This is a genomic window from Aeromonas sp. S9(2024), assembly GCF_041403185.1.
Lineage (GTDB): Bacteria > Pseudomonadota > Gammaproteobacteria > Enterobacterales > Aeromonadaceae > Aeromonas > Aeromonas enteropelogenes.
In genome coordinates, this window is sequence record NZ_JBGLRE010000009.1 from 19070 (window position 1) to 45349 (window position 26280).

At 61.6% G+C, this 26280-nt stretch carries 26 protein-coding genes and 4 tRNA genes; 9 read left to right on the top strand and 21 right to left on the bottom strand.

The features are described from left to right. Positions 1-90: 90 nt before the first annotated feature. The 7 genes from nusG to ACB028_RS14860 form a co-directional block, all read right to left on the bottom strand. On the bottom strand, positions 91-642 hold the full coding sequence (gene nusG, locus ACB028_RS14830) for a transcription termination/antitermination protein NusG (RefSeq protein WP_005306318.1): 552 nt from the start codon (positions 640-642) through the stop codon (positions 91-93). Positions 643-651: 9 nt separating this feature from the next. Then, a complete protein-coding gene (gene secE, locus ACB028_RS14835) occupies positions 652-1023 on the bottom strand; it encodes a preprotein translocase subunit SecE (protein ID WP_026456245.1) in 372 nt (123 codons plus the stop codon). 60 nt (positions 1024-1083) lie between these two features. Then, positions 1084-1160: transfer RNA gene (locus ACB028_RS14840), tRNA-Trp, on the bottom strand. A gap of 53 nt (positions 1161-1213) precedes the next feature. Beyond that, positions 1214-2398, bottom strand: coding sequence for an elongation factor Tu (tuf, locus tag ACB028_RS14845; protein ID WP_061476754.1), 1185 nt, complete (start codon positions 2396-2398; stop codon positions 1214-1216). 93 nt (positions 2399-2491) lie between these two features. Continuing rightward, positions 2492-2566, bottom strand: a tRNA-OTHER gene (locus ACB028_RS14850). Positions 2567-2570: 4 nt separating this feature from the next. Continuing rightward, positions 2571-2645 (bottom strand) — tRNA-Gly (locus ACB028_RS14855). 38 nt (positions 2646-2683) lie between these two features. Further along, a tRNA-Tyr gene (locus ACB028_RS14860) sits at positions 2684-2768 on the bottom strand. Positions 2769-3031: 263 nt separating this feature from the next. Here ACB028_RS14860 and coaA point away from each other — a divergent pair. After that, on the top strand, positions 3032-3970 hold the full coding sequence (coaA, locus tag ACB028_RS14865) for a type I pantothenate kinase (protein WP_026457408.1): 939 nt from the start codon (positions 3032-3034) through the stop codon (positions 3968-3970). Between the two features lie 75 nt (positions 3971-4045). On the opposite strand, the gene birA is transcribed toward coaA, so the two are convergent. Together birA and murB are read right to left on the bottom strand one after the other, a co-directional pair. Then, complete coding sequence (gene birA / locus ACB028_RS14870) at positions 4046-5011, bottom strand: bifunctional biotin--[acetyl-CoA-carboxylase] ligase/biotin operon repressor BirA (RefSeq protein ID WP_371144609.1); 966 nt, start codon at positions 5009-5011, stop codon at positions 4046-4048. Next, positions 5008-6045, bottom strand: coding sequence for a UDP-N-acetylmuramate dehydrogenase (gene murB / locus ACB028_RS14875; RefSeq protein WP_371144610.1), 1038 nt, complete (start codon positions 6043-6045; stop codon positions 5008-5010). Before murB ends, birA begins: the two co-directional genes overlap by 4 nt. Positions 6046-6172: 127 nt before the next feature. Here murB and ACB028_RS14880 point away from each other — a divergent pair, with 127 nt between their 5' ends. Next, positions 6173-6826 carry a TrkA family potassium uptake protein gene (locus tag ACB028_RS14880; RefSeq protein ID WP_026457411.1) on the top strand — a complete coding sequence of 218 codons (654 nt, stop codon included), beginning with the start codon at positions 6173-6175 and terminating at the stop codon, positions 6824-6826. Beyond that, positions 6823-8178, top strand: coding sequence for a TrkH family potassium uptake protein (locus tag ACB028_RS14885; RefSeq protein ID WP_061476763.1), 1356 nt, complete (start codon positions 6823-6825; stop codon positions 8176-8178). The genes ACB028_RS14880 and ACB028_RS14885 overlap by 4 nt, the downstream gene beginning before the upstream one ends. A gap of 39 nt (positions 8179-8217) precedes the next feature. Here ACB028_RS14885 and ACB028_RS14890 read toward each other — a convergent pair whose 3' ends face one another. After that, positions 8218-9051: a cupin domain-containing protein gene (locus ACB028_RS14890; protein WP_371144611.1), complete on the bottom strand. Its 834-nt coding sequence runs from the start codon at positions 9049-9051 to the stop codon at positions 8218-8220. A gap of 103 nt (positions 9052-9154) precedes the next feature. Between ACB028_RS14890 and ACB028_RS14895 the strand changes: the two genes are divergently transcribed. Together ACB028_RS14895 and ACB028_RS14900 are read left to right on the top strand one after the other, a co-directional pair. Next, positions 9155-9688 (top strand): carboxymuconolactone decarboxylase family protein, encoded by a 534-nt coding sequence (locus ACB028_RS14895; RefSeq protein WP_371144612.1) that lies wholly within the window; start codon positions 9155-9157, stop codon positions 9686-9688. A 13-nt stretch (positions 9689-9701) separates the two neighbouring features. Further along, positions 9702-10142 carry a DUF417 family protein gene (locus ACB028_RS14900; protein WP_371144613.1) on the top strand — a complete coding sequence of 147 codons (441 nt, stop codon included), beginning with the start codon at positions 9702-9704 and terminating at the stop codon, positions 10140-10142. 40 nt (positions 10143-10182) lie between these two features. On the opposite strand, the gene ACB028_RS14905 is transcribed toward ACB028_RS14900, so the two are convergent. From ACB028_RS14905 to ACB028_RS14915, 3 genes are all read right to left on the bottom strand, one after another. Beyond that, entirely contained in the window at positions 10183-12153 is a 1971-nt protein-coding gene (locus ACB028_RS14905; RefSeq protein WP_371144614.1) for a DNA topoisomerase III, read from the bottom strand. 67 nt (positions 12154-12220) lie between these two features. Then, the gene (locus tag ACB028_RS14910; RefSeq protein ID WP_201942202.1) at positions 12221-12715 is read right to left on the bottom strand and encodes a response regulator; all 495 of its coding nucleotides are present in this window, start codon (positions 12713-12715) and stop codon (positions 12221-12223) included. Positions 12716-12774: 59 nt separating this feature from the next. Further along, complete coding sequence (locus tag ACB028_RS14915; protein WP_042072496.1) at positions 12775-14739, bottom strand: ATP-binding protein; 1965 nt, start codon at positions 14737-14739, stop codon at positions 12775-12777. A gap of 278 nt (positions 14740-15017) precedes the next feature. Here ACB028_RS14915 and ACB028_RS14920 point away from each other — a divergent pair, with 278 nt between their 5' ends. Together ACB028_RS14920 and torA are read left to right on the top strand one after the other, a co-directional pair. Further along, positions 15018-16148 carry a NapC/NirT family cytochrome c gene (locus tag ACB028_RS14920; RefSeq protein ID WP_026457288.1) on the top strand — a complete coding sequence of 377 codons (1131 nt, stop codon included), beginning with the start codon at positions 15018-15020 and terminating at the stop codon, positions 16146-16148. Positions 16149-16171: 23 nt separating this feature from the next. After that, positions 16172-18652, top strand: coding sequence for a trimethylamine-N-oxide reductase TorA (torA, locus tag ACB028_RS14925; protein ID WP_371144615.1), 2481 nt, complete (start codon positions 16172-16174; stop codon positions 18650-18652). An 87-nt stretch (positions 18653-18739) separates the two neighbouring features. On the opposite strand, the gene ACB028_RS14930 is transcribed toward torA, so the two are convergent. The 4 genes from ACB028_RS14930 to ACB028_RS14945 are packed head-to-tail and all read right to left on the bottom strand — an operon-like array spanning position 18740 to position 21602. Further along, positions 18740-19201 (bottom strand): hypothetical protein, encoded by a 462-nt coding sequence (locus ACB028_RS14930; RefSeq protein ID WP_371144616.1) that lies wholly within the window; start codon positions 19199-19201, stop codon positions 18740-18742. A 41-nt stretch (positions 19202-19242) separates the two neighbouring features. Continuing rightward, positions 19243-20592 (bottom strand): sensor histidine kinase, encoded by a 1350-nt coding sequence (locus ACB028_RS14935; RefSeq protein WP_371144617.1) that lies wholly within the window; start codon positions 20590-20592, stop codon positions 19243-19245. Further along, positions 20589-21245 (bottom strand): response regulator transcription factor, encoded by a 657-nt coding sequence (locus ACB028_RS14940; protein WP_042025200.1) that lies wholly within the window; start codon positions 21243-21245, stop codon positions 20589-20591. Before ACB028_RS14940 ends, ACB028_RS14935 begins: the two co-directional genes overlap by 4 nt. 21 nt (positions 21246-21266) lie before the next feature. Next, complete coding sequence (locus tag ACB028_RS14945; RefSeq protein ID WP_026458645.1) at positions 21267-21602, bottom strand: PepSY domain-containing protein; 336 nt, start codon at positions 21600-21602, stop codon at positions 21267-21269. 63 nt (positions 21603-21665) lie between these two features. On the opposite strand from ACB028_RS14945, the gene ACB028_RS14950 reads away from it, so the two are divergent. Further along, on the top strand, positions 21666-21914 hold the full coding sequence (locus ACB028_RS14950; protein WP_042025202.1) for a PepSY domain-containing protein: 249 nt from the start codon (positions 21666-21668) through the stop codon (positions 21912-21914). On the opposite strand, the gene msrQ is transcribed toward ACB028_RS14950, so the two are convergent. Further along, positions 21911-22537 (bottom strand): protein-methionine-sulfoxide reductase heme-binding subunit MsrQ, encoded by a 627-nt coding sequence (msrQ, locus tag ACB028_RS14955; RefSeq protein WP_061476774.1) that lies wholly within the window; start codon positions 22535-22537, stop codon positions 21911-21913. The two genes, ACB028_RS14950 and msrQ, sit on opposite strands and share 4 nt — an antisense overlap. Positions 22538-22557: 20 nt before the next feature. Next, positions 22558-23562 carry a protein-methionine-sulfoxide reductase catalytic subunit MsrP gene (gene msrP, locus ACB028_RS14960; protein WP_061476777.1) on the bottom strand — a complete coding sequence of 335 codons (1005 nt, stop codon included), beginning with the start codon at positions 23560-23562 and terminating at the stop codon, positions 22558-22560. 368 nt (positions 23563-23930) lie between these two features. Here msrP and ACB028_RS14965 point away from each other — a divergent pair, with 368 nt between their 5' ends. Next, complete coding sequence (locus ACB028_RS14965) at positions 23931-24404, top strand: DUF1097 domain-containing protein (RefSeq protein ID WP_042072502.1); 474 nt, start codon at positions 23931-23933, stop codon at positions 24402-24404. Positions 24405-24484: 80 nt separating this feature from the next. Here the strand turns inward: ACB028_RS14965 and ACB028_RS14970 are convergent, their stop codons facing one another. Together ACB028_RS14970 and ACB028_RS14975 are read right to left on the bottom strand one after the other, a co-directional pair. Continuing rightward, the gene (locus ACB028_RS14970) at positions 24485-25765 is read right to left on the bottom strand and encodes a sigma 54-interacting transcriptional regulator (RefSeq protein WP_026456989.1); all 1281 of its coding nucleotides are present in this window, start codon (positions 25763-25765) and stop codon (positions 24485-24487) included. Next, positions 25762-26280, bottom strand: a complete 519-nt coding sequence (locus ACB028_RS14975; RefSeq protein WP_026456990.1) for a hypothetical protein — start codon at positions 26278-26280, stop codon at positions 25762-25764. Before ACB028_RS14975 ends, ACB028_RS14970 begins: the two co-directional genes overlap by 4 nt.

Consider the following 26280-nt stretch of genomic DNA (forward strand, 5'->3'; position numbering starts at 1 on the left):
CTCCTGCAAACGGCTCCCCAACTAATAAAGGGGCAGCGAATTATAGAGATATTCGCTGCCCCTGACAACCGTTAAACGTACAGAATTCGATCAGCCTTTTTCGACCTGACCAAAATCCAGTTCAACCGGAGTAGAACGACCGAAGATCAGTACGGAGACCTTCACGCGGCTCTTCTCGTAATCCACTTCTTCAACGGTACCGTTGAAGTCGGCAAACGGACCATCGGCAACCCGTACCATCTCACCCGGTTCAAACAGGGTTTTCGGACGCGGCTTGTCGTGGGCATCCTGCAGACGATTCAGAATGGCATCGGCCTCTTTGTCGGAGATCGGCGCCGGGCGGTCGGAAGTACCGCCGATGAAGCCCATGACGCGCGGTACATTGCGTACCAGGTGCCACGTGGTTTCATCCATGATCATCTGGACCAGGACATAACCCGGGAAAAATTTGCGCTCACTCTTGCGCTTCTGGCCGGCACGCATCTCGACCACTTCTTCGGTCGGGACCAGTACTTCACCGAACATGTCTTCCATGCCATGCATCTTGATATGTTCACGCAGAGATTTGGCAACACGGCCTTCATAGCCGGAAAATGCCTGCACGACATACCATCTCATACGTTGTTCACGTTGTTCAGTCATGGCTTATCCTTACACACCGGTAATCAGGTTGACCAACCAGACCAAGGCACCGTCCAGAACGAACAGCAGCAGGCCCATCACGGCAGTCACCGCCAGCACAATCAGGGTTGTCTGAATGGCTTCCTGACGGGTCGGCCATACGACCTTGCGGACTTCCAGGCGAGACTCACGGGCGAATGCCAGTGTTGCCTTTCCCTTGGTGGTTTGCAGGGCCACTGCACCAGCAGCAGCAATCACAACGACCACACCCAGGGCGCGGACGGCAACCATGACATCACTCAGCAGATAATTACCCACTACAGCGGCCGCCAGGATAATGAAAACCAGGCCCCAAAGCAGGGTATCCTTGCTTCCGCCCTGGCTCTCAGAACTAACACTCATACAACCCACCTGTATCTGACGTAACCAAAGACACAAAAGCCCCGTACGAGACGAGGTATATGGCAGGGGCGGCAGGACTCGAACCCGCAACCATCGGTTTTGGAGACCGCTGTTCTACCAATTCGAACTACGCCCCTGCATAAGAAAGCCCCTATTATAGGGGCTTTGCTTTATTTATGTAAGCCAAAGATTAAGCGATAACTTTAGCTACAACACCCGCACCTACGGTACGGCCACCTTCACGGATGGCGAAACGCAGGCCGTCGTCCATCGCGATCGGCGCAATCAGGGTAACAACCATCTTGATGTTGTCGCCCGGCATAACCATCTCTACGCCTTCCGGCAGTTCGATGGTTCCGGTCACGTCGGTAGTACGGAAGTAGAACTGCGGACGGTAGCCTTTGAAGAACGGGGTGTGACGACCACCTTCTTCTTTGGACAGTACGTACACTTCAGATTCGAACTTGGTGTGCGGCTTGATGGTGCCCGGCTTGGCCAGGACCTGACCACGCTCTACGTCTTCACGCTTCACGCCACGCAGCAGTGCACCGATGTTCTCGCCTGCACGACCTTCGTCCAGCAGCTTGCGGAACATCTCAACACCGGTACAAGTGGTCTTGGTGGTATCTTTGATACCTACGATTTCCACTTCTTCACCTACTTTAACGATACCGCGCTCTACACGACCGGTTACTACGGTACCACGGCCAGCGATGGAGAATACGTCTTCGATTGGCATCAGGAACGGCTGGTCAATCGCGCGCTCCGGCTCCGGGATGTAGGAATCCAGGTGACCGGCCAGCTCGATGATCTTCTCTTCCCACTGAGCTTCGCCTTCCAGCGCTTTCAGTGCGGAACCACGGACTACCGGCAGGTCATCACCCGGGAAGTCGTACTCGGACAGCAGTTCGCGAACTTCCATCTCGACCAGTTCCAGCAGCTCTTCGTCATCGACCATGTCGCACTTGTTCATGAACACGATGATGTACGGTACGCCTACCTGGCGACCCAGCAGGATGTGCTCACGGGTCTGCGGCATCGGGCCGTCAGTCGCAGCTACTACCAGGATTGCGCCGTCCATCTGGGCAGCACCGGTGATCATGTTTTTAACGTAGTCGGCGTGACCCGGGCAGTCTACGTGAGCGTAGTGACGGGTAGCGGTGTCGTATTCTACGTGGGAGGTGTTGATGGTGATACCACGCTCACGCTCTTCCGGTGCCTTGTCGATCTGGTCGAAGGCGAAAGCTTTACCACCGAAGTGCTTGGCCAGCACGTTGGTGATAGCAGCAGTCAGGGTGGTTTTACCGTGGTCAACGTGGCCGATGGTACCCACGTTAACGTGCGGTTTACTACGCTCAAATTTTTCTTTAGACATGATCGTCCCTCTAAACTAACGCTGAGTACGCGGTGGCAAGCTAACCACAGAACAGTTTATATGATGGATTTGAATCTGGTGGGGAAGAGAGGTTGGTGCTGACAGGCAGATTCGACTGCCGACCTCACCCGAGGGTGTAGCTCTTGGTATCGCCTGAGCCATATCAGCATCTTGGAGCGGGCAGCGGGAATCGAACCCGCATCATCAGCTTGGAAGGCTGAGGTAATAGCCATTATACGATGCCCGCATTTCTCTAACCCAAAGAACTCAAACCGCAGAGAAATATGGTGGAGGGAGAAGGATTCGAACCTTCGAAGGCAGAGCCGTCAGATTTACAGTCTGATCCCTTTGGCCGCTCGGGAACCCCTCCAAATACCAGATTGTCACAACGGTAATTCTGCTTGCACCCGTTGTTTTTATCGCTTTTGCTCGGCAAATAGACGACAGACATCTAAGCGTCGCGCATTTTATTGTAAGGATTTGGGGGATGCAACCATTGAGCCTGGCAAAAAGTGCTTTATTGCCGCCGAGTTTGCAAAAACATGGCGACAAATCGGGCAATCCCGCCAGGTCGCTTGTCGCTCCCCCACCCTTGGTGTATGGTCGCCGTGCCCAAGAAACAGTGACGACACCATGACGACAGAGCATAACCCCTATCTGCAATTCACCCGCGAACAATGGGCGTTATTGCGCGATTCGGTCCCCCTGACCCTGACCGAGCACGATCTGCAGACCCTGCGCGGGATCAACGAGAAGGTGTCATTGCGGGAAGTCGAAGAGATCTATCTGCCGCTCTCCCGTCTGCTCAATCTCTACGTCAAGGCCAAACAGCGTCGCAGCCGGGTGCTGGAGCAGTTTCTCGGCCAGTCCCGCGGCAAGGGCACCTACATCATCAGCATCGCGGGCAGCGTGGCCGGTGGCAAGAGCACCACGGCGCGTATTCTGCAAGCGCTGCTGGAGCGCTGGCCGGAGCACCCGCGGGTAGAGCTGGTTACCACCGACGGCTTTCTCTATCCCAACAAGGTGCTGGAGGAGCGCGGCCTGATGCGCCGCAAGGGATTCCCCGAGTCCTACGATATCCGTCATCTGGTGGAGTTTGTCGCCAACATCCGCGCGGGACACGAAAAGGTGGAGGCCCCCGTCTATTCCCACCTTATCTACGACATCATTCCCGACGAGAAGAAGGTGGTGGAGCAGCCGGACATCCTGATCCTGGAAGGGCTCAATGTGCTGCAAAGCGGCATGGACTACCCGCAGGATCCGCACCGCGTGTTCGTGTCTGATTTCGTCGACTTTTCCATCTATGTGGATGCCGATGCCGAGTTGCTGCGCACCTGGTATATCGAGCGTTTCCTCAAGTTTCGCAGCGGCGCCTTCTCGGATCCGGACTCCTACTTCCACCACTATGCCAAGCTGGCGGAAAGCGAAGCGACCCGGATTGCCGGCAACATATGGCAAGATATCAACTATCTGAATTTGCAAGAAAACATCCTGCCAACTCGGGAGCGAGCCAACCTGATCCTGACCAAGGGACAGGAGCACGCCATCGAACAGATCAAACTGCGCAAGTGACGGCTTGAACAGACAACGGATAAACGAAGAGGGGGCCAGTGGCCCCCTCTTCGTTTATAACTGTCACGATCGCCCTCAGTCTCCCCGGCGCAGGGAGATTTCACCGCCCAGATAGAACTTGATGCCCTCCTCCGTCTCCAGACGCAGAGCACCGCGATCGTCGATCCCCCTGGCGATGCCGCGGACCTCCTGATCGCCCATCAGCAGACGAACAGGGCGACCGGCAAAATGATCGAGCCGGTTCCACGCGTCGACGAAGCTCCCCAATCCGCTCTGTTCGAAGGTCTGCATGGCGGTTTGCAGGTGCTCTATCACCCTGGCAGCCAACTGGTTGCGATCAACCAGCTCTGGGCTGATGTGGCGCAGTTCGGCCCAGGCCTGATCAATTCTCTCCCCTTCCCGGGCAGGCATGGCCAGATTGAGCCCTACCCCGATCACCAGATGGCAACTGGCACCGGCACTGCCGCTCATCTCCACCAGGATCCCTGCCAGTTTGCGCCCCTGATAGTAGAGATCGTTGGGCCACTTGAGCTCAACTCCCTGATAACCCAGGGATTCCAGCGCCTCCACCACGGCAACGCCCACTGCCAGGCTCAATCCCATGGCAGCAGCCATCCCCTGCTCCAGCCGCCAGTACATGCTCAAGATCAGCTGGCAACCAAACGGCGAAATCCACGGCTTGCCACGACGACCACGGCCGGCAGTCTGGCTCTCGGCCAGACAGCACTCGCCGGCGCGGGCCTGGTTAACCCGCTCCAACAGGAACTGGTTGGTGGAGTCGATGACCGGGAAGCAGTGGATTGGCGCCATCGGGGCCAAGGTTTGCAATTGGGCCTGATCGTAGAGGGCCAGCGGCACGGCCAATCGATAGCCCTTGCCGGTCAGACTGAACAGATCCAGCCCCAGCCCCTTGAGGGCCGCCATATGCTTGCTCACCGCCGCACGGCTGATGCCGAGCTGCTCACCCAGCTGTTCGCCGGAGTGGAACTGACCGTCGCTGAGCATGGAAATCAGGGTCTGTCTGATGGGTGTCAATGTCATGCCAGCACCTCGTCAAGCCATGTTTCCCCCTGCGCCCCCATGAAGCGCACCTCGTGCTCCAGCACTACACCAAACTTCTGCTCCACGCTGTCACGCACATGGGCCGCCAGGGCGATCAGCTCCATGGCGCTGGCGTCCCCCAGATTGACCAGCACCAGTGCCTGCTCCTGATGGATGGCGGCGCGACCGATGGCAAAGCCCTTGAGGCCACACTGATCGATCAGCCAGCCCGCGGCCAGCTTGGCCTCACCCTCTCCGGCCGGATAGCAGGGCATCTGCGGATACTGCTGCTTGAGCCGTTGCGCCAGCTCGGCCGGCACCACGGGGTTCTTGAAGAAGCTACCCGCATTGCCGAGCACAGCCGGATCCGGCAGCTTGGCCATGCGGGTTGCGCAGACGGTATCGAAGATGGCTTGGGCCGCTGGGGATTCACCGAGGGCTGCCAACGGGCCGTAGCCCGCAACCGGTTGCCACGCCTTGGGCAGACGCAGGCCGACGGCGGTGATCAGGTGAGTATCCTGATACTCATGCTTGAAGATGCTGTCGCGATAGCCGAAACGGCACTGGTCCGCCGCGATCCGCTCCATCTCGCCGCTCTGCCAGTTGAACGCATCCACATAGTCGCAGAAGGTGGCCAGCTCGACACCATAGGCACCGATATTCTGCACCGGTGCGGCTCCGACCGTACCCGGGATAAGCGCCAGGTTTTCCAGTCCATGCCACCCCTGCTGCAGGGCATGGCACACCAGTTGATGCCAATCCTCGCCCGCCGCCACATGGAGCAACCAGTGATTGCCGCCATCCTGCATCTCGATCCCTTTCAGACGGTTGAGGATCACCAGCCCGAGAAAATCGGTGGTAAACAGCACATTGCTGCCGCCACCCAGAGTCAGACGCGGCAAAGACCCGAGCTGGGGATCGGCGCGCAGGTTGCCCAGATCGGCGACCTGCTCCACCTCGGCCAGCCAGAGGCAATGAGCATTGAGGGCAAGGGTGTTGAGACTCAACAGGGAGGCGTTGGCATTCAGTTTCATCGGTCTGTCCCGGCTTGGTGCGAAGGCGCAGTCTACCTCAAGTTGGTCGATGACGAAAAACCTGGGCTCTTTCCGGCCGAATAACAGTGGTTTAGAGTAGACAGATCCAACTGTTGAGGAACCACTCATGAACAACCAGTTTGCCGTCATCGGCCTGGGCCTGTTTGGTAGCGCCCTGTGCGAAGAGCTGCAACGACAGGATGCCGAGGTACTGGCTATCGACATCGACGAGAGCAGAACCCGCCAGATCGCCACCCTGTGCAACCATGTCATCGTTGCCGATGCCACCGACGAGGCCACAGTGGCCGAGCTGGGGCTGGCCAACTTCGACATCGTCTTCGTCGCCATCGGTGACAATCTGGAGACCAGCATCCTCACCACCCTAGTGCTCAAAGAAGCCGGCGTGAAGAAGGTGTGGGTCAAGGCGCGCGACAAATTTCACGCCAAGATCCTGCAGAAGGTGGGGGCCGACAAGGTGATCAACCCTGAGTGGGACATGGGTCGCCGGGTCGCCCAGAGCATGCTCGACAACCGCCTGTTCGACTATCTGGAACTGGGCCATGACATGGTGCTGACCGAGTTCGTCATCGGTCTGCAGCTAAACGGCAAGGCCCTCAGCGACTTCCACCTGTTGCAACAGAGCGACTTCCAGCTGCTCGCCATCAAGCGCGGCGAAACCCTGCACAACGTGCTGACCGGCAAGATGGAGCTGCAGCTGGGAGATATCCTGATCCTGGCTGGCAACAAGCACGCCATCGATCACTGGCTCGAAACCCTATGATCAACTGGCGCAGCAATTACACCTTCGCCCTGTATCAGAAGGATGAGTCCCGCTGGAGCGAAGCCCGGCTGATCCTCGGCAGCTTTCTGATCATCCTGCTGGTCGGCACCATATTTCTGGTGCAGCCCTCCAGCCACAAGGGCGAGGTCACCTTCATCAACGCCCTGTTTACCGCTACCTCGGCCATCAGCGTAACCGGCCTCGGGGTCGTGGATACAGGTACCGCCTTCACCCTGCAGGGGCAGATCTTCCTGCTCATCCTGATGGAGATTGGCGGTCTGGGCCAGATGACCATGACCCTGCTGCTGATCGCCATGTTCAGCAAGCGGGTCGGCCTGCGCCAGCAGGTGCTGGCCAAGGAGGCATTGGGCCAGGAGGGGTCGGTCAACATAGTCCAGCTGGTCAAGCGCATCGTGCTGTTCGCCTTCATCGCCCAGCTGATCGGCACCGCCATCATGGCCATTCGCTGGGTGCCCGAGATGGGCTGGGTCCACGGCCTCTACGTCAGCTTCTTCCATGCGGTATCGGCCTTCAACAACGCCGGCTTCTCGTTGTTTGCCAACAATCTCATGGACTATAGAGATGACCCTCTCATCAGCCTCACCATCGCCGGCCTGCTGATCCTGGGGGGGCTTGGCTTTACCGTCATCGTCGATCTGGTGCGCAACCGCCGCTGGCGCAGGCTCAAGCTCCACAGCAAGCTGATGCTGGTGATGACGCCTGCCCTGCTGCTGATCGGTACCCTGATGTTCTGGCTGCTTGAGCACAACAACCCGGGCACTCTTGGTGAAGCCAGCCTGGGCAGCCAGTTGCTGGCGGCTTTCTTCCAGTCGGCCAGCGCCCGGACGGCGGGGTTCAACTCCATCGACATCGGCCAGATGGTGCCCGCCTCCCTGCTGTTCATGATGATGCTTATGTTCATCGGGGCCGGCGCCACCTCCACGGGGGGCGGTATCAAGGTCACCACCTTTGCGGTGGTCCTGCTCGCCACCAAGGCCTTCCTGACCAAGCGCCCCCACGTCACTGCCTTTGGTCGCACCCTGTCGCCCCAGATAGTGACCCGCTCGCTGGCCATCATCATGGTCAGCGTCATGGGGCTGATGCTGGCCATGTTCCTCTTGATGATCACCGAGGATCTGCCGTTTGACAAAATCATGTTCGAGACCATCTCGGCCTTTGCCACCGTCGGCCTCTCCACAGGTATCACCAGCTCCCTGAGCGAGCCGGGCAAACTCATCCTGGTGCTGGTGATGATCTGTGGCCGTCTTGGCCCCCTCACCCTGGCCTTCATGCTGGCTCGCCCGGTCGAGACTCGCATCCGCTACCCGGAAGAGGGTGTCTACACGGGTTGATCGACCATGAGAACGGGGCCGCCACTGGCTGCCCCGTTTCTATTCTGCACGCTCCTGCTGTGCCTTGAGCCAGCGCCCCGGACTCATCCCCAGCTCCCGCTCGAACGCCCGGCCGAAGGCGACACTGCCGCTGTACCCCGCCCCCAGCGCCACCTGCACCATGGATTCCCCCGCCAGCAACTGCTGGCAAGCACGCGCCATGCGCCAACGGGTCAGATAACCGAGCGGCGCCTGACCGACCCGCTCCTGAAACCGTGCGGCAAAACGGGCTCGCGACATGCCGGCCTCCCGAGCCAGCGTGGCCACGGTCCAGGGTTCATCTCCGCGCTGATGCATCGCCGAAATAGCCCTCGCCAGCTGGGGATCGGACAGACCCGCCAGCATCCCCTGCTGGCACTCCCCCCGCTCGACCAGATGACGGAGCAGCAGGATCAACAGCACCTCCAGCAGGCGGGAGAGCACCGGCTCCTGCCCATAGCGGGGGTGAAAGGCCTCGTCAAACAGCTGATCCAGCACCGGCGTCAGGGCAGGCAGCGCTCGCAGTGGCAACACCAGTGAGTCTGGCAACGCCTGCTGCAGCGGCGATGCGCCCCCCTGCCCGAACGCCACGTTGGCACACACCAGATCGCAGCCTCCCAGCTTTCTGGGCTCAAGCCTGTGCCGGCGCCCCCGGGGAAACAGGATCAGGGTCGGCTCCTCGAGCTGCAGGCTGGCGCCCCCCTCTTCACGCAGCGTCAGGGCACCGCTGCGCAGCAGATGGAGATGTCCGCCGCCCGGGTAATCGTCGCTGGGGGAGTGCTGGCACAGGTTGCCGGCGAAGAAGAGCCTGGCTTCGGGGGTGGCATGGGCCAACAGGGTGGAGAGCGGATCCATATTTGAGACGAATAGTATCTATTTAAAGACAATTGGTGATAAACAGTATCACGAACAACGGCACACTGTCTCCCGTACCTTCACCAACACACAGGAGTACATCATGAGCCGTATCCAACCCGTATCCCAGCCGCAACCGGCTGCCGCCCCGACCCTGGCCACCCTGCAACGCACTCTGGGCATGGTGCCCAACCTCTACGCCACCCTGGCCCACTCGCCAGCCCTGCTCAACGGCTTCCTGGCTTTTGCCGATGCCCTCGGCAAGGGACGCCTCACCGCCCCTCAACGAGAACTGCTGGCACTGGCCATCGGCCAGGCCAACGCCTGCCAATACTGCTTGTCTGCCCACACCCTGCTGGCGGGCAAGGCCGGATTCTCAACCCAGGAGATCCGCGCAGCCCGTCTCGGCCAGGCGGCGGATCCCCTCGATCACGCCCTGCTGCAGCTGGCTACGGCGCTGGTCAGCCAGCGTGGTGTCATCAGTGACGAGCAGTTGGCGAGCGCCCGCGCCGCCGGTGTGGACGACGAGCTGCTGCTGGAGGTGCTCGGACAGGTGGTGGTCAATACCCTGACCAACTATGGCAACCATCTGGCGGCGACCGATATCGACTTCCCGCCCGTCACCCTGACCCCTTAAGCGAGGCTCCCCCATGCAGCAACATGACAAAGGCTTTCTGATCGCCCTGGCGGGCGTGGTGTTGACCCTGCTCTGGATCGGCGTGTTCAAGTTCACCCCGACCGAGGCAGCCGCCATCAAGCCACTGGTAGCCAGCCACCCCTTGATGAGCTGGCTCTATGGCCCCCTGTCGGAACAGGGCGTATCGAACCTGATCGGGCTGGCCGAGATAGTGATCGCCATCGGGCTGGTCGTGGGTCTGTGGCAACCCCGCATCGGTTACTGGAGCAGCATGGGGGCTATCGTCACCTTCCTGGTTACCCTGAGCTTCCTACTGACCCTGGCAGGGGTCTGGAAGGTGGTCGACGGCGTGCCGGTCACCGAGTTCTTCATCTTCAAGGATCTGGTGTTCCTCGGTGTGGTTCTGCACTACCAGCACAGGATCCGCGCCAGCTTGCCCGCCCGGGCAGCCTGACAACAATGCCTTTGGCGCCCAGGACGGGCGCCTTTTTTCGTCATGCCGCCCTGGTTTGGCGCTTGCTGGTCGTTTTGCGTGGTCGGGATCCACCGGTCGTGCTGGCCGCCCCCTTGCGCCGAGTGAAACGCCGCTTGGCTGCGCCGGGCGCCTCCCTGGGCAGGGCGCTGAAACCGGCACCCGAATCCTGCCTGGCCCCCTCCACCAGCCCGTGCAACTGTTCGGTCAGCGGTCCCATGAACTGTTGGTAGCTTCCGTGGCGCTCGGCAATCCGGCCGAGACTCTGCTCCCATAACGCCGTCATGTCCGGGGTAGTGGCGCTGGTCGGCAAGGCCTGGATCAGCGCCCGTCCCGTGGGGGTTGCCTTGATGGCCTTGCCCTGACGCACCAGGAAGCGGCGCTTGAACAGCAGGTCGATAATGCCGGCCCGGGTCGCCTCGGTGCCAAGACCATCAGTTTCCCGCAGGGTCTTGCGGATCTCGGGATCCTGCACATAACGGGCAATCCCCGTCATGGCGGCCAGCAGGGTGGCATCGGTAAACGACTTGGGCGGCTGGGTCATCTTCTCCAGCAGCTCACCCCGCTCGCATAGCAGTTGCTCTCCCTCCTTCAGGGCGGGCAGAGTGCCTGCTTTCTCTTCATCATCATCTTCCTCCACCCCGAGCAACGCCTTCCAGCCCGCCTTGAGGATGCGACGCGCCTTGGCCTGAAACTGCCCGCCGGCAATGCGCAGCAGCACCTTGCTGTCGTTGTACTCGAACGGCGGATAGAACTGCAGCAGATACTGGCGAGCGATAAGACCATACAGCCTGGCTTCATCACCGCTCAGGCTTCCCTCGTTGCCATGCTTCTCGGTGGGGATGATAGCGTGGTGGGCATCCACCTTGCTGTCATTCCACGCCTTGCTGCGGATCTTGCCGTCCGCCTCGCTCATCGCCTTGGCCAGAGCGGGCGCCGTGCTGGCGATGGCCTCCCGCACCTGGGGGGCCCGGCTGAAGTGATCGCTTGGCAGATGTCGGCTGTCGGATCTGGGGTAGGTGATGAGCTTGTGGCGTTCATATAGGCTCTGGCACACGTCCAGCACCCGTTTGGCATCCATGCCGAAGCGCTTGGCGGCATCGATCTGCAGGCTGGAGAGGTTGTAGGGCAGCGGCGCCGCCTGCTTGCGAGCCTGCTCTTCCACCGACTCCACCTGCGCCGGCTGGCCGTGGATCCGGCTCACCACCTTGTCGGCCAGCGCCCGGCTGAGCACCCGCCCCTCCTCATCCTGCCACGGCAGGCAGGCTTCAGAGGGCAACCACTTGGCGGTGAAACGCTCGTTGCCATCAGTCACCAGATGGGCCAGCACTTCGTAGAAGGGCTTGGGGACGAAGGCCTCTATCTCGAGATCCCGGCGCACCACCAGCCCCAACAGCGGAGTCTGTACCCGCCCTACCGAGAGCAGCTCGCTGCAGCCCGCCTTGCGCCCCAGCAGGGTGTAGGCGCGGGTCATGTTGATGCCATAGAGCCAGTCGGCCCGGCTACGGGCCAGGGCCGACACCGCCAGCGGCACGAACTCCTTGTTGTCCCTGAGCTTGTCGAGGGCGCGGCGCACCGCCGGCGGGTTGAGGTCGCTGATGAGGCAGCGCTGCACCGGTTTGGTTTTGGGGTAGCCGAGAAAATCGATCACCTCGTCCACCAGCAGCTGCCCCTCCCGGTCCGGGTCACCGGCGTTGACCACACAGTCGGCCTGCTTGATGAGGCGTTTGATGACGGTGAGCTGGGTCCTGGTCTTGGGCTTGGCCACCAGTTGCCACTGATCCGGCACTATGGGGAGGTGTTCCATTCGCCACTGCTTGAAGGCAGCGTCATAGGCGTCGGGCTCGGCCTGCTCCAGCAGATGGCCGATACACCAGGTGACCACATCCCCCTGGGCGGTCTCGATGAAACCCTCCCCTTTCTTGTGGGGCTTGGGCAGTGCATCGGCTATGGCGCGGCCGAGGGTGGGCTTCTCGGCGATAAAGAGTCGCATCTGTGGCTACCTGCAATACTGTATATGCAGACAGTATACAGTCCAGTGCGGCAAAGCCCAACCGCCGCTATTCGTCGAACGGATGGTCGTGAATGGCGGCAAACAGCCTGGCCTGGTTGAGCAGGGAGGCGTAATGGAAGGCGTTGTCGCCATCCTCCGCCAGCAGATAATCGGTGAGTTGCTCCCGCACCGCCTCTTGCAGCGTCTCCAGCTTCCACGGCTTGGCCAGATAGTAGTGCAGGCCGCCGCGATTGACCGCCTCGACGGTCGCCTCCAGCCCCGCCTGACCGGTCAGCAGCAGCTTGCGGCTGGCCCGGGTACTGGCGCGCTGGTTCAGCTCGATGAGAAAGTCGATGCCGAGAGTCCCCGGCATGATGTGGTCGCAGAGGATCAGGGCCAGTTTGCCCCCCTCGCTCTCCCACTCATCCACCACGGCGCGCGCCTCGTCGACACTCTCGGCGGCTTCCAGCTCGAAGTGGGTACGGAAGGGGGCGAGATCGTGGATCACCGCCTCCAGCACTTCCCGCTCGTCATCCACACACAGGATCAGGTAGTTTTTCATTGTTTTTCCTCCTTGGCGGCATCTCGCGACGGCCCCGCCGGTTGATGTCGGCGGCCGCATCAGGCCGCGTGTTCCTTGTGATGATTTTCTCCCCCATGGCTGGCATGCCCTCTGCCATCCAGCGGCAGACAGACCCGCATCCGGGTGTAGCGGCCAGGTTCGGAGGCCACCTCGATCCGGCCGTGGTGCTGCTGCACTATCTGCAACGCCACGCTCAGACCGATGCCGAGGCCAAAGTGGCCCTCTCGCTTGGTGGTGAAGTTGAGATCGAAGATCCGCTCCCGCAGTTCGGGAGGAATGCCGCAGCCCGTGTCCTCCACCTCCACCATGACCCACTCGGGATCCAGCAGGGCAGTGCGGATGGTGAGCCGGCCAGGGCCGCTCATGGCATCCAGGCTGTTGCCGATGAGGTTGGTCCACACCTGCTGCAGGGCGATGGGATGGCAGCGCACCGGCGGCAGCGGCTGGTACTCCTTGCACAGCTCGTGCTGCTTGAGGCGGTTTTCGAAGATCATCAAGGTGTCTTCCAGCCCCTCGTGCAAGTCCACCAGCGAGGGCTCATCCCCGTCCTGGCGGGCATACTGTTTGAGACTCTTGACCAGATCGCCGATGCGGCGGGCACACACCTCTATGTTGCGCAGGAAGCTGCCGGTCTGCTGGAACAGCTCCAGCTGCGCCAGCAGGGCCTCCCGCTGTGCGCCAGTGCGGCCGGCAAACCAGCGTTGCCAGCTCAGCTCGTCATCCAGATGCATCTGCACCGCCAGCCGCGCCTGCTGGCGATCACCGAAACGCCCCTCCGCCTGGCGGGTCTTGTCGCGGATCTCGCTGGTCGAGACCGGTTGGGCCGTCAGGGCCTGGCAGAGGGTCTGGTTGCCCAGACCTTTGATGGCGGCGGGCAGCTCGAGGTTGACCAGATCGGGGATGGCGGCCCGCAGGGTTTCGCTGCCGCGGATGATGGCCGCCACCGGATTGTTGAGCTCATGGGCTACGCCGGCCACCAGCTGCCCCAGCACAGCCATCTTCTCGCTCTCCACCAGCTGGGCATAGGCCGCATCGAGGGAGTTGAGGGTCTGCTGCAAGCGGATCTCGGTGCGAATGCTGTTCTGCAGACGGCGGTTGAAGTGGCGCAGCAACAGGCTGGTAAAGGAGGGAAGCAGTTCGCTTCGGGCCTGCATGACGCGGGAAAACTGCAGCTTGTCGAGCTTGATCACCTCGGCCCCGGTCAGGGTCACCGCCGTGGTGAAAGCGGGTTCGCCGGTGACGAAGGACATGCCCCCCACCAGGGAGCCGGTACGATAGTGCACCACCTCCTGCTCGATCCCCTGCTCATCGCGCTTGCGCAGTACCACCTCCCCCTTGGCGATGAACCAGAGAAAGCGATTCGGCTCCCCTTCCCGGGTCAGCACATGGCCCGGACTGTAGTGGAGACAGACCTTGGCCTCGTCATCCCCTTCGAAGAACTGGTAGAGCCCCTCGATCACCACCCGGGAGAGCTCTTCATCACTGCAATGGGTGTAATCCATGAAGCCCTGGCGGTACTCGGCCATCTTGCGATCGACGTGAGCTCGCAGCAGCTTCTGGTTGTCGAGCACGGCGGCATAGCTAAGCAGATCCACCTCGGGGTGCTGCAGCACGAAATGGCTGGCCTGTTCGATCACCGCCCGGCGGAGACTGCCATCGCGCCAGGGGAGCTGCAGGTAGTAGTCGAGCCGGCCCAGGTTGACCGCCTCTATGATGGATTTCATCTCCGGCTGGCTGCCCAGCAGGATCTTGCGGCACGCATCGTGGCGATCGCCAAGGTGGATGAGGAAGTCGGCCCCCCGGCCATCCCCCAGATCGCTGTCGCACACCACCACGGCGGGCAGTTGCCCCTTGCCTTCCAGCTCGTCCAGCGCCTGTTCAGCGGACTGCTGTCCGGCCACCACCACCAGATTGAAGTGACTCAGCAACGGGGCCAGCTCCTGCTCGAACTCGGCCAGCATCTGTACATCGGCGGCAACACACAACAGGGAGAAGGGGCTCATCAGCGACGCTCCATGGGGGCTCACTCATGACTATATCAATGAATCCGGGAGGGTTTTGCGAGGAGGCTAACAGCTGCAAAGGAAAGGGTCAGAAAACAGGCAGCGATCCAAGTGGTGAATTTAATTCAGCAATAACTCCAAAAAATAAATTAATCACGAAGTGTGACGCCATTCAAAAAATATAAAGCATGACAAAGGTCAACGTCTTACAACCACCGATACCACTACCATGGAGGTACTACTATATTGGTACAAAATAACTGTAGGACAATGTCGTCATGATTGGAAAACTGACCCGAAAAACCTGGTTCTGGCTCCTGCTGCTCGGAGCCCTGCTGGGCGTCGCGGCACTGGGGGTGACAGTGACTGTGCTGCACAAGACCAGCTCCACCGAATTCTGCGTCTCCTGCCACTCGATGCAGACCCCGCTTGCCGAGTACCAGGGCAGCGTTCACTTCCAGAACACCAAGGGGATCCGCGCCGAGTGCGCCGACTGCCACATTCCGGGGGATCCCACCTCCTATCTGTGGACCAAGATCCGCGCCGTGAAGGATATCTACCACGAAGCGATCGGCACCCTGGACACCCCGGAAAAATACGAGGCCCACAAGCTACGCATGGCGCAGTCGGTATGGGACGAGCTCAAGGCCAACGACTCGGCCACCTGCCGCAGTTGCCACAGTTATGAGGCGATGGACATCCTGGCCCAGCGCCCCAACGCCCGCGCCGAGCACCCGGTCGCCATCAAGGATGGCCAGACCTGCATCGACTGCCACCGCGGCGTCGCCCACATCATGCCCGACATGAGCGGCCTGGCCGCCGCCGGCGCCAGCGAACTGGCCCAGGCTGCCGCCCAGACCCCGGCCAGCGTCACCACCCGCTACGCCATCGCCACTACCCCGCTGTTCCTCGACGCCAACGCCAAGACCGACGAAGGTACCCTGATGCCCTCCACCCAGGTTGAAGTGCTGGCCAACGAGAACGGCCGCGCCCAGGTGCGCATCGACGGCTGGCAGCAGGATGGCGTGAGCGAAGTGTTCTACGCCGCCCCCGGTAAACGGATCTTGAGCGCCCTGGTCGGCGACGCCGCCAAAAAGGAGCTGGTCACCGGCAAGAGCGAAACCGACAGCGCCACCAACCTCACCTGGCATCAGGTCAGCCTGACCGCCTGGGTTGACCAGAGCCAGCTCATCGGCGATCAGGGCAAGCTGTGGCAATACGCCTCCACCCTGATGTCCAACAACTGTACCGGCTGTCACGGCCTCACCGCACTGGATCACTTCAATGCCAACCAGTGGATCGGCGTCATCAAGGGGATGGAATCTCGCACCTCCCTGACCCCCGAACAGTCGCGCATGCTGACCCAGTATGTCCAGAAACACGCCAGTGACATGAGCGCGGCCCACTAAGGCTGGCACAGAGGAAAACCGTTATGACTTTTTACAACGACAAGAAAACCAATCTGTCCCGCCGCAATCTGCTCAAGGGTCTGGGTGCCTGCGCCGCCCTGCCCCTGCTCGGCGGCCTGTTCCCGAAAAGCGCCCTGGCCCAGGCCATCAGCACGGCGCTGAGCCAGTTCCCGACTCTGGTGCCGGCCCAGAAGGGCATCCTCACCGGCGCCCACTGGGGGGCCTTCGAGGCCATCGTCGAAGAGGGGCGCATGGTGCGTGTCCAGCCGGTGGCCGATGATCCGGCCCCGAACGATCTCATCGACATGGCGCCGTTCCAGGTTCACGCCAAGAACCGCATCAAGTACCCCATGGTACGCAAGAGCTGGCTGGAACACGGCCCGGGGGCCAAGACCGAGCTGCGCGGTGCCGACGAATGGGTGCGGGTGAGCTGGGAGAAGGCCATCGAGCTGGTCGCCAGCGAAATCAAACGGGTGCAGAGCGACTTTGGCCCGCAGGCCATCCACGCCGGTTCCTACGGCTGGAAGAGCGTCGGCATGTTCCACAACAGCCGTACCTTGCTGCACCGTCTGATGAACCTGGCCGGCGGCTTTACCGGTTATGCCGGTGACTACTCCACCGGTGCCGCTCAGGTGATCATGTCCCACGTGATGGGCTCCATCGAGGTGTACGAGCAGCAGACTGCCTGGCCCAACGTGGTGGAAAACGCCGAGCTGGTGGTACTGTGGGGGGTCAACGCCCAGGTCACCCTGAAGAACAGCTGGAACATGCCAGATCACGAGGGTCAGGCCGGCTTCAAGGCGCTCAAGGAGAAGGGCACCCGCGTCATCAGCATCGACCCCATCTACAACGAGACCGCCAAGCAGCTGAATGCCGAGTGGATCGCCCCGAACGCCTACACAGACGTGGCCATGATGCTGGGGGTCGCCCACACCCTGTATAGCGAGAAGAAACACGATCAGGCCTTCCTCGACCGCTACACCGTCGGGTTCGACAAGTTCCTCGCCTACCTGCTCGGCAAGGACGACGGTCAGCCGAAGAGCGCCGAATGGGCGAGCACTGTATGTGGCGTCGACGCCAAGGTCATTCGCCAGCTGGCCCTCGACATGGCCGGCAAACGCACCATGATCATGGCGGGCTGGGGCATGCAGCGTCAGCAGCACGGTGAACAGCCCAACTGGATGCTGGTCACCCTGGCCGCCATGCTGGGCCAGATCGGCCTGCCGGGCGGTGGCTTTGGCTTCAGCTACCACTACTCCTCCGGCGGCAGCCCCACCGCCAAGGGCGGCATCCTGGCGGGGATCTCAGCCGGCAACGCACCGAAGAACAGTCCGGCGCCGATCCCGGTGGCCCGCATCGCCGACTGCCTCGCCAATCCGGGCAAGACCATCGACTTCAACGGTCGCAAGGTCACCTATCCGGACATCAAGCTGGTCTATGTGGCGGGCGGCAACCCCTTCCATCATCATCAGGACACCAACAACCTGATCCAGGCCTGGCGCAAGCCGCAGACCGTGATCGTCCACGAGCCCTACTGGACCGCCACCGCCAAGCAGGCCGACATCGTCCTGCCGGTGACCACCAGCTATGAGCGCAACGATCTGGAGATGGGCGGGGACTACTCCCAGCGCTACGTCTTCCCGATGCACCAGTGCGTGCCGCCCCAGTTTGAAGCCCGCAACGACTTCGACATCTTCAGCGCCATCGCGGCCAAGCTGGGTGTGCAGGATCAGTACACCGAAGGCAAGGACGAGATGCTGTGGCTCAAGCAGATGTACGACGGCATGGCGGCCCAGGCGCGCGGTGCCCGGGTGGCGCTGCCACCGTTCAACATGTTTTGGGAATCCAACAACTATGTGCGCTTCCCGGTGCCCGAGGCGAGCCGCGAGTGGGTACGCCACGCCGATTTTCGCGAGAACCCGCTGCTCAACCCGCTCGGTACCCCGTCAGGCAAGATCGAGATCTTCTCCAATACGGTGGCAGGCATGGATTACGCCGACTGTGCCGGTCATCCCAAGTGGTATGAGCCCAAGGAGTGGATCAAGAGCGAGGTGGCAACCGCTTATCCCCTGTCCCTCAACACCTCGCACCCGACCCAGCGGCTGCACTCCCAGCTCGACAACACTCCGCTGCGAGACAAGTTCGCCATCGCCGATCGCGAAGCCATCATGATCAACCCGGCGGATGCCAAGGCTCGCGGCATCGCCCAGGGGGATCTGGTACGCGCCTTCAACGAGCGCGGCCAGATCCTGGTGGGGGCGCTCATCTCCGAGGATATTCGCCAGGGGGTAGTGCGGATCTGCGAAGGGGCCTGGTTCGATCCGGCCAAGCCGGGTGACGTGGGCAGCATCTGCAAGAACGGCAACGTCAACTGCCTCACCTTCGATGAAGGCTCCTCCAGCCTGGCCCAGGGCAACTGCGGTCACATGGCCCAGCTGCAGATCGAGAAGTACACAGGCCCTGCGCTGCCCAACACCGCCCACGCGGTGCCGGCCGGTGCCTGACAACGCCAGAACCTGACAAAGTGCAACAAAAACGGCGCCATCCAGGCGCCGTTTTTATCTCTGCTGCAACAGAAGCCGGGGACAGGATCAGAAGTCCCCTTCCTCCATATACTCCTGAGCGCACTCCACCAGCTGGGGCCAGAGCTCTTCCGGCACCCAGGCATCCGGGTCATCCTCGTCGCCATCGTACTGGCTCCAGAAGTAGCGGCGCAGGCCGGAGGCAAATTCGTCGCTGATCTCCGCCAGCTCGGAGAGCGGCCCCAACCAAGCGATGCGGCGCAGGCCGGAGGCGAGATCGTTGATCGCGTCCATCAGGATGCGATCGTCGAAGCTCTGTTCCACCAGCAGGGTGAAGCGTTCGCGCGCCTGTTCGGTCTGCTCCTCGTCCAGCTCGCCGACATCGGCCAGCAGATCGACAAAATCCTCCAGCAGGAACTGGATCAGGCCGTCCCTGTCTTCAAACCACTGGATCTGGGCACCCTTGGTGCCCAGAACAGAGGCATCGAATGAATCGTCAAGATGACATAGTGCCCACGGATCGTCAGTCATGGTTCTCTTCCTCAGGCTGAAACAAGTGCCATATCTTATGCCTAGCTCTCTACTCTTGCCACCTTGGGCAGGGAGAGAGAGGCCGCCAGACCGCCCAGCTCGGCGCGGCCCATAATGAAGCTGCCCCGATAGGCTTCCGCCAGATCGGAGACGATGTTGAGGCCAAGCCCCGAGCCCGGCACCTTCTCGTCGAGCCGCACTCCGCGCAGCACCGCCTTGGCGATCTGATCCTCGCTCATGCCGGGGCCATCATCCTCGATGCGCAGGGTGATCCAGCCCCCCAGTTCGGCGCTGGAGATGCGCAGCTGGCTGGCGGACCACTTGAAGGCGTTTTCCAGCAGGTTGCCCACCATCTCGTCAAAATCCTGCTCCTCCACCCCGACCGCCAGATTGGCGGGTACCTGCAAATCCACCGTCTTGCCCGGATAGAGGCGGGAGAAGGCGCGGCAGATGTACTCCACCCTGGCCCGCACCGGGGTCGAGACCCCCAGGATCTTGGCCGCCCCGGTCACCCGTGCCTTGCCGAGGTGATAGTCGATGTGACGCTGGATCTGATCGAGCTGCTCGCCGATGGCGGCCTGATCTTCAGGCGGCAGCTGGACTACCTGATTGCGCATGATGCTCAGCGGCGTCTTGAGGGCGTGAGCCAGGTTGCCGGTGTGGGAGCGGGCCCGCTGCAGCAACTCGCTGTAGTGGTGCAGCAGCCGGTTGATGTCCTCCACCAGCGGCTGGATCTCCAGCGGATAGCGCAGCCGGAACCCCTCCTGATGCCCCTGATGCACCCGGCTCAATTCGCGGCGCAGCAGATGCAGAGGGCGCAGGCCGTAGACAATTTGGAACATGAAGCCGAGCACCAGACCGGCGGCCGCAAACCCGAGACCGAGAAACAGGCTGATCCGGGTCTTCTTCAGGGTCTGGGTCAGGGCGCTGCTGTCTTTCGCCATCACCAGGGTGAACACCTTGTCCGACCCCGGCAGCAGCACGGTGCGAGTCATGATCAGGAGGGGCTCCTTGTTGGGGCCCCGCCCGAGAAACAGATCCGGGTCGCCAAAGGCGGATTTCAGCCCCTGGGTATTGAGATTGGTGTCCCACAAGGAGCGGGAACGGCCGATGACGTGATGTTCCAGCTCCAGCTGCCAGTAGTGGCCGGAATAGGGCTGGCGAAAGCGGGGATCCGACAAGGGCTCACTCACCACCGGCAGGCCATTTTTCGCCACCTCCAGTCGGGAGAGCAGGTCATAGAGCTGCAGACGCAGGCCGTCGGCTTCCGCCTCCTGCCAGTAGTTGCGCATCATAGTCTGCAGGCTGAAGCCGGTGGCAAACAGGAACAGGCCGCACCACACCAGGGCGATGGCGACCAGCCGTCCCCGCAGGGTTCTAACCAGCCTCATTCGTTGATCCGGTATCCGAGGCCGCGCACAGTTTCAATCAAATCGGGATGGGTCTTCTTGCGGATCCGGCCGATGAACACCTCAACGGTGTTGGAATCGCGGTCAAAATCCTGGGCATAGATGTGATCGATAAGCTCGCTGCGCGACACCACCTTGCCCCTGTGTTGCATCAGGTAGCCCAGCACCCGGAACTCGTGGGCGGTGAGCTTGATGGGGGTGCCCTCATACCACACCTGGGAGGCCGCCATGTCGAGGCGAACCCCGCCGATCTCCAGGATCGAGCTGGCATTGCCCGCCGCCCGGCGCACCAGGGCATGGACCCGGGCCACCAGCTCGGCCACCTGGAACGGTTTGGTGAGGTAGTCATCCGCGCCGGCATTGAGCCCTTCGATCTTCTCGTGCAGTTGGCCGCGGGCGGTGAGCACCAGCACGGGCGTGTCGATCCCCTTGCTGCGCCACTCTTTCAGCACACTCAGGCCATCGCGTCCCGGCAGACCCAGATCGAGAATGATGGCGTCATAGGGTTCGGTCTCGCCGAGAAAGCCCGCCTCGTTGCCATCGTGGCAGAGATCGGTGACAAAACCGGACAGCCTCAGCTGTTCCGCCAACTGGCCCGCCAGGGTCTTTTCGTCTTCAACTATCAGAATTCGCATCAGCAGCTTTCCAAACAGGGATTACTCTTCGTCAACCGGATCCGCTCTGGGCACGAACAGCCGCTCCAGGTGGTGGCCCTTGGCCCACACCATCTCCAGGTTGTCGGCCCGATAGGCCACCTTGAGCACGCTGTTCTCCCGGTCGATCACTCGCAGTTCATAGAGCCAGACACCATCCTCTTCCCCCAGATCCACCCGCAGCACCCGTACCGGCAATCTGGCTGCCACCTCCATCATCTCCTGGAAGGGCCGAACCCGTCCCTCGCGGACAGCTTGTTGCAACTGGGCCTCATCAGGCGTGATCGCCTGCGCCAGTACCGGCAACAAGAGCCCGAGCAGAGGGAGCGCTCTATTCATGGATGATTCATCTCCAAAAAACTAACATAATGGGGTTTATAGTCTGCCAGCCATGAATCCGGAATGAATATGATCCCGCGCAGTTTCCTGCTAATCCTCTGCCTTTTCAGCGCCACAGGCTGGGCGCTCGACAACCGTCTCGACATGGCCGGACTGGTCAAACTCTTGCTGGCTCAAGGGTATCACGACATCCGGGAAGTGGAGCTGGAAGGCGACAAGTTCGAGGTCCGCACCCTCAATCGCCAGGACGAGAAAGTCCATCTCATCGTCGATGCCTACACCGGCGAGATCAAACAAAAAGAGGCCGACTAGGCCTCTTTTGCTTTCCAGCGTCCGCGCCAGGGGCGCAGCAACCTGTCCCGCCGTGGCAGCAGCAAGGCACAGGCCAGCGCCAGATAGATGAAGGGCTCCAGCCAGCCGCTCTTCACCGACCACCAGTAATGCACCGGCACCAGCAGGGCGATGGCATAGACCCAGTTGTGCAGCTTCTGCCAGGCCGGCCCCATGGCGCGCTGCAAGGCCGGCAGCGAGGTGATGCCAAGCGCAATCAGCAGCAGCAGCGCCACCAGGCCCACTACTATGTAGCTGCGCTTGACCAGTTCCCCTGCGATGAGGCCCCAGTCGAACTGCAGATCCAGCCCCAGCCAGGCCATGAAATGAAGCAAGGCCCAGGCCAAAGACCAGAGACCGAGGGGGCGGCGCAGTTTGATGAGCTGCCCCTGACGCCAGCGCTTGGCGAGCGGCGACACCAGCAGGGTGAGCAGCAGCAGGTTGAGCGCCCCCTTGCCGAGATAATGAATCAGCTCGGGGACGGGATCGCCCCCCAACCGTCCGGCCGGAATGGCAAACCCCAGCCAGAGCAAAAAGCCGAGCGCTCCCAGATGCACCAGCGCCCGCAGCAAGGTGATGTGACGCGCCGTCAGTCGCAATGTCATGGTGTCAGCTCCAGCTTGTCTCAATACCACTTGCGCAGATCCATGCCCTGATAGAGCGAGGCCACCTCGTCGGCATAGCCGTTGAACATCAGGGTCGGCTGGCGCTTGGCACCGAACAGCCCCCCTTCACCGATGAAACGCTCGCTGGCCTGACTCCAGCGCGGATGATCCACCTGTGGATTGACGTTGGCGTAGAAGCCATATTCGTTGGGTGCCAACAGGTTCCAGGTGGTGGGAGGCATCTCCTCCACCAACCGGATGGAGACGATGCTCTTGATGCTCTTGAAGCCGTACTTCCACGGTACTACCAGCCGGATCGGCGCCCCATTCTGGGCTGGGAGCGTCTTGCCATAGAGCCCCATCGCCAGGAAGGAGAGCGGGTGCATCGCCTCGTCGATGCGCAGCCCCTCCACATAGGGATAATCGATGCCGCCCCCCAGGCTGCGGGAGGCCTGACCCGGCAGCTGTTTCGGGTCAAACAGGGTCTCGAACGCCACAAATTTGGCGCGACTGGTGGGCTCGGCCCGGCGGATGAGATCCGCCAGCGAGATGCCGTTCCAGGGCAGCACCATGGACCAGGCCTCGACACAGCGCAGCCGGTAGATGCGCTCCTCCAGCTCGGTATTGTTGATGAGATCCCACACATCCAGGGTGAAGGGCTTGGCCACCTCCCCCTCCACCTTCAGAGTCCAGGGCTCGGGTTTGAGGCTGTGACCATTGCGGGCCGGATCCCCCTTGTCTGTTCCCAGCTCGTAGAAGTTGTTGTAACTGATGGCTTTCTCTTCCGGCGTCAGCACCATGCCAGCCGGTCTCGCGGCCTGCGGGCTGTTGAGCGCCTTGGTTGCAGGCGCAGGGGATGCCTTGTCGGCACCAAACAGATCGAGCACACCCGCCCGGGTCGGGAATGCCAGGGTCGCGGCCCCCAGGCCCAATCCCTTGAGGATCAGGCGGCGATCCTGATAGACGGCTTCCGGGGTAACATCCCGTTCGGTAAGGTGATGTGAAGAAGAGCGTTTGATCAGCATGAAAAACTCCCGGGGCGAATAGAGGCGATACAGATAAGACCCGCCCCGGCAGATTTTTATTTCACACAAATTTACATGAGGGGGTGCAGGGGCAGCGCCTTGGCCATGGTTCCGACCAGAAACAGAAGTACGCACACCAGCAGGGGCACGAGCACATTTGGCACCATCAGACTCACTCCATGAGCAGGACAGGGCCCCTAACTATGGAACAGGGCCAGACCGGTCGCCAGTGAATTTTTTTCGCGAGCGCAAGCGTATTCCCGAGTTGCAAAGAGTGATGCAGATCACACACAATTCGCCCCCCGCTTGCCGCCCCGCCAGTCAGGCGTAGGCTGCTTTTTCTTCGAAATCCACAGCAGGATCGCGCCATGAGCCCACTGATCGCCATCGCCATCACCACAGGTATTCTCTCCGCCCTCTGGGGCTGGATTGCCGTCGCGTTCGGCCTGCTTTCCTGGGTCGGTTTCCTCGGCTGCACCAGCTACTTTGCCTCCAGCGGCGGCTACAAGGCGCTGCTGCAGACCCTGCTGTGCAATGCCAGCGGCATGCTGTGGGCGCTCTTGCTGCTCAATGGCGAAGCCTGGTGGGGCGCCGGCGTGGCGGGGTATGTGATGACCGGCGTGGTGGCCACCCTGATGTGCGTGCAGGCCAGGCAACAGTGGCTCGGCTATATTCCCGGCACCTTTGCCGGTTGCTGTGCCACCTTCGGCGCGGCAGGTGAGTGGCGGCTGGTGCTGCCCTCCCTGGTGATCGGTGCCCTGTTCGGTTATCTGATGAAAGCAAGCGGTCTCTGGCTCTCCCGCAAGACCCAGACCGACGCCGGCGTGGCCGATCCGGCCTGAGCCCTTCCCCCGATCCGAGCCGGCTTTCCGGATCAAAAAAACGGGCCTGCTGCCAGGCCCGCTTTCCCGTCTCTTCCCCGTTATCCCTTCGACTTGAAGTTGGCCGCCTCGATACCGTGGCGGTTCAATAGCTTGTAGAAGTCGGTTCGATTTCGGCCCGCCATGTTGGCCGCCAGGGTCACGTTACCCTCGGTGGTGCGCAGCAAGCGGATCAGATACTCCTTCTCGAACTCAGCACGCGCCTCGTTGAACGAGGGAATGCCGCCCCCACCGCTACTCAGAGCCGACTCCACCATGGCGGCGCCGATCACCGGGCTGCAGCAGAGGCTGGCGAGTTGTTCCACCACGTTGCAGAGCTGGCGCACGTTGCCGGGCCAGGCGGCAGCGGCCAGCATGGCCAGCGCCTCCGGCGAAAAGCCCATGACGGCGCACTCTTCGTGGCGGCTGCGATACTCATCGAGCGCCTGGCGAGCCAGCAGGGGAATGTCCTCACTGCGGGCGCTGAGCGACGGCAGCGTGATGTTGGCCACGTTGAGGCGGTAGAAGAGATCCTCACGAAAGCGCCCCTCCTCCATCGCCTTCACCAGATCCTGATGGCTGGAGCTGAGTACCCGCACCTCGGGAGTGCCCTGACCGTACTCTTCCATCACCTGCAGCAACTTGGCCTGCAGCGACTCCGACAAACCGCCGATCTCGTCGAGAAACAGGGTCGCTCCCCTGGCCTGCTCGAACAGGCCGGAGTGACCGTCTTCACCGAACAGTTGCAGATCCAGCGAAGCCCAGGGGATGGCGGCGCAATTGATGGTATAGAGCGGCTTGTCACTGCGGTGGCTCGCCTGATGCAGCGCCTGGGCCATCACCCCCTTGCCTGAACCGGACGGCCCCATGATCAGCACAGGCACCTCCATGGTAGCCATGCTGTGAGCCTGGATCAGCACCTGTTCCAGCTGGGGATTACGGGTCAGGATCAGCGATTGCCACTCCTGTTGCTGCTTGGGACGAGTCAGACTCAGGGCATGCTCTATAGTGGCAAACAGCTCGTCCTTGTCGACGGGCTTGGTGAGAAAACTGAACACCCCGGAGCGAGTCGCCTGGATCGCATCCGGGATGGTGCCGTGGGCAGTCATGATGATGACCGGCAGCCCCAGCCACTGGGTCTGGATCCGCTCGAACAGGGCCAGACCGTCCATGCCCGCCATCCGCAGATCGCTCAGCACCAGGTCAGCCCGTTGCTGGCGCAACCGGTCGAGGGCTCCTTCCGCGCTGTCGGCGGTATCCACCTCATAACCCTGACTGCGCAGGCGCATGCTCATCAGCTTGAGCAGGCTGACGTCGTCATCCACCAGCAGGATCCGGCTCATGGCAGGACCTCGCGATGTTCGTTGAGCTTGCGCTGGTTGAGCTGGTCGTCGATGGCGGAAAGCTGCTCTATCTGGCGGCGCAGCCGCTGGATCTCCTGGCTCTGGTCGTCACGCCGGCTATCCCGTTCCAATACCGCCTCGCCGAGGGCAATCCAGCTGCGCAGAAACGCCTGGGTATCGAGACCGAGTTCGGGCAGCATCTGCTTGAGTCTGGCCAGACCGGCGCGGCGATTGGCCACCGACTCGGCCGGGTGGGAGTCCACCATGGCCAGACTGACCCGGCTCTCCAGATCATCGGCCCCCTTGAGCCGCTGACGCTCCTGGACCCGTTGCTGGGGATGGCTGGCCAGCAACCAGTCGGAGTATTGCAGGCGCACCTGCATCTCCTTGTTGGCAAACTCCATCCGCTTGGCAAAAGCGATATCGGAGGACTCCCGCTGTTCATGTTGTGGCAGCAAGGAGCAACCCGCTATCAACCCTGCGATCAGGGCTGGCAATACGCGTTGTATCTTCAT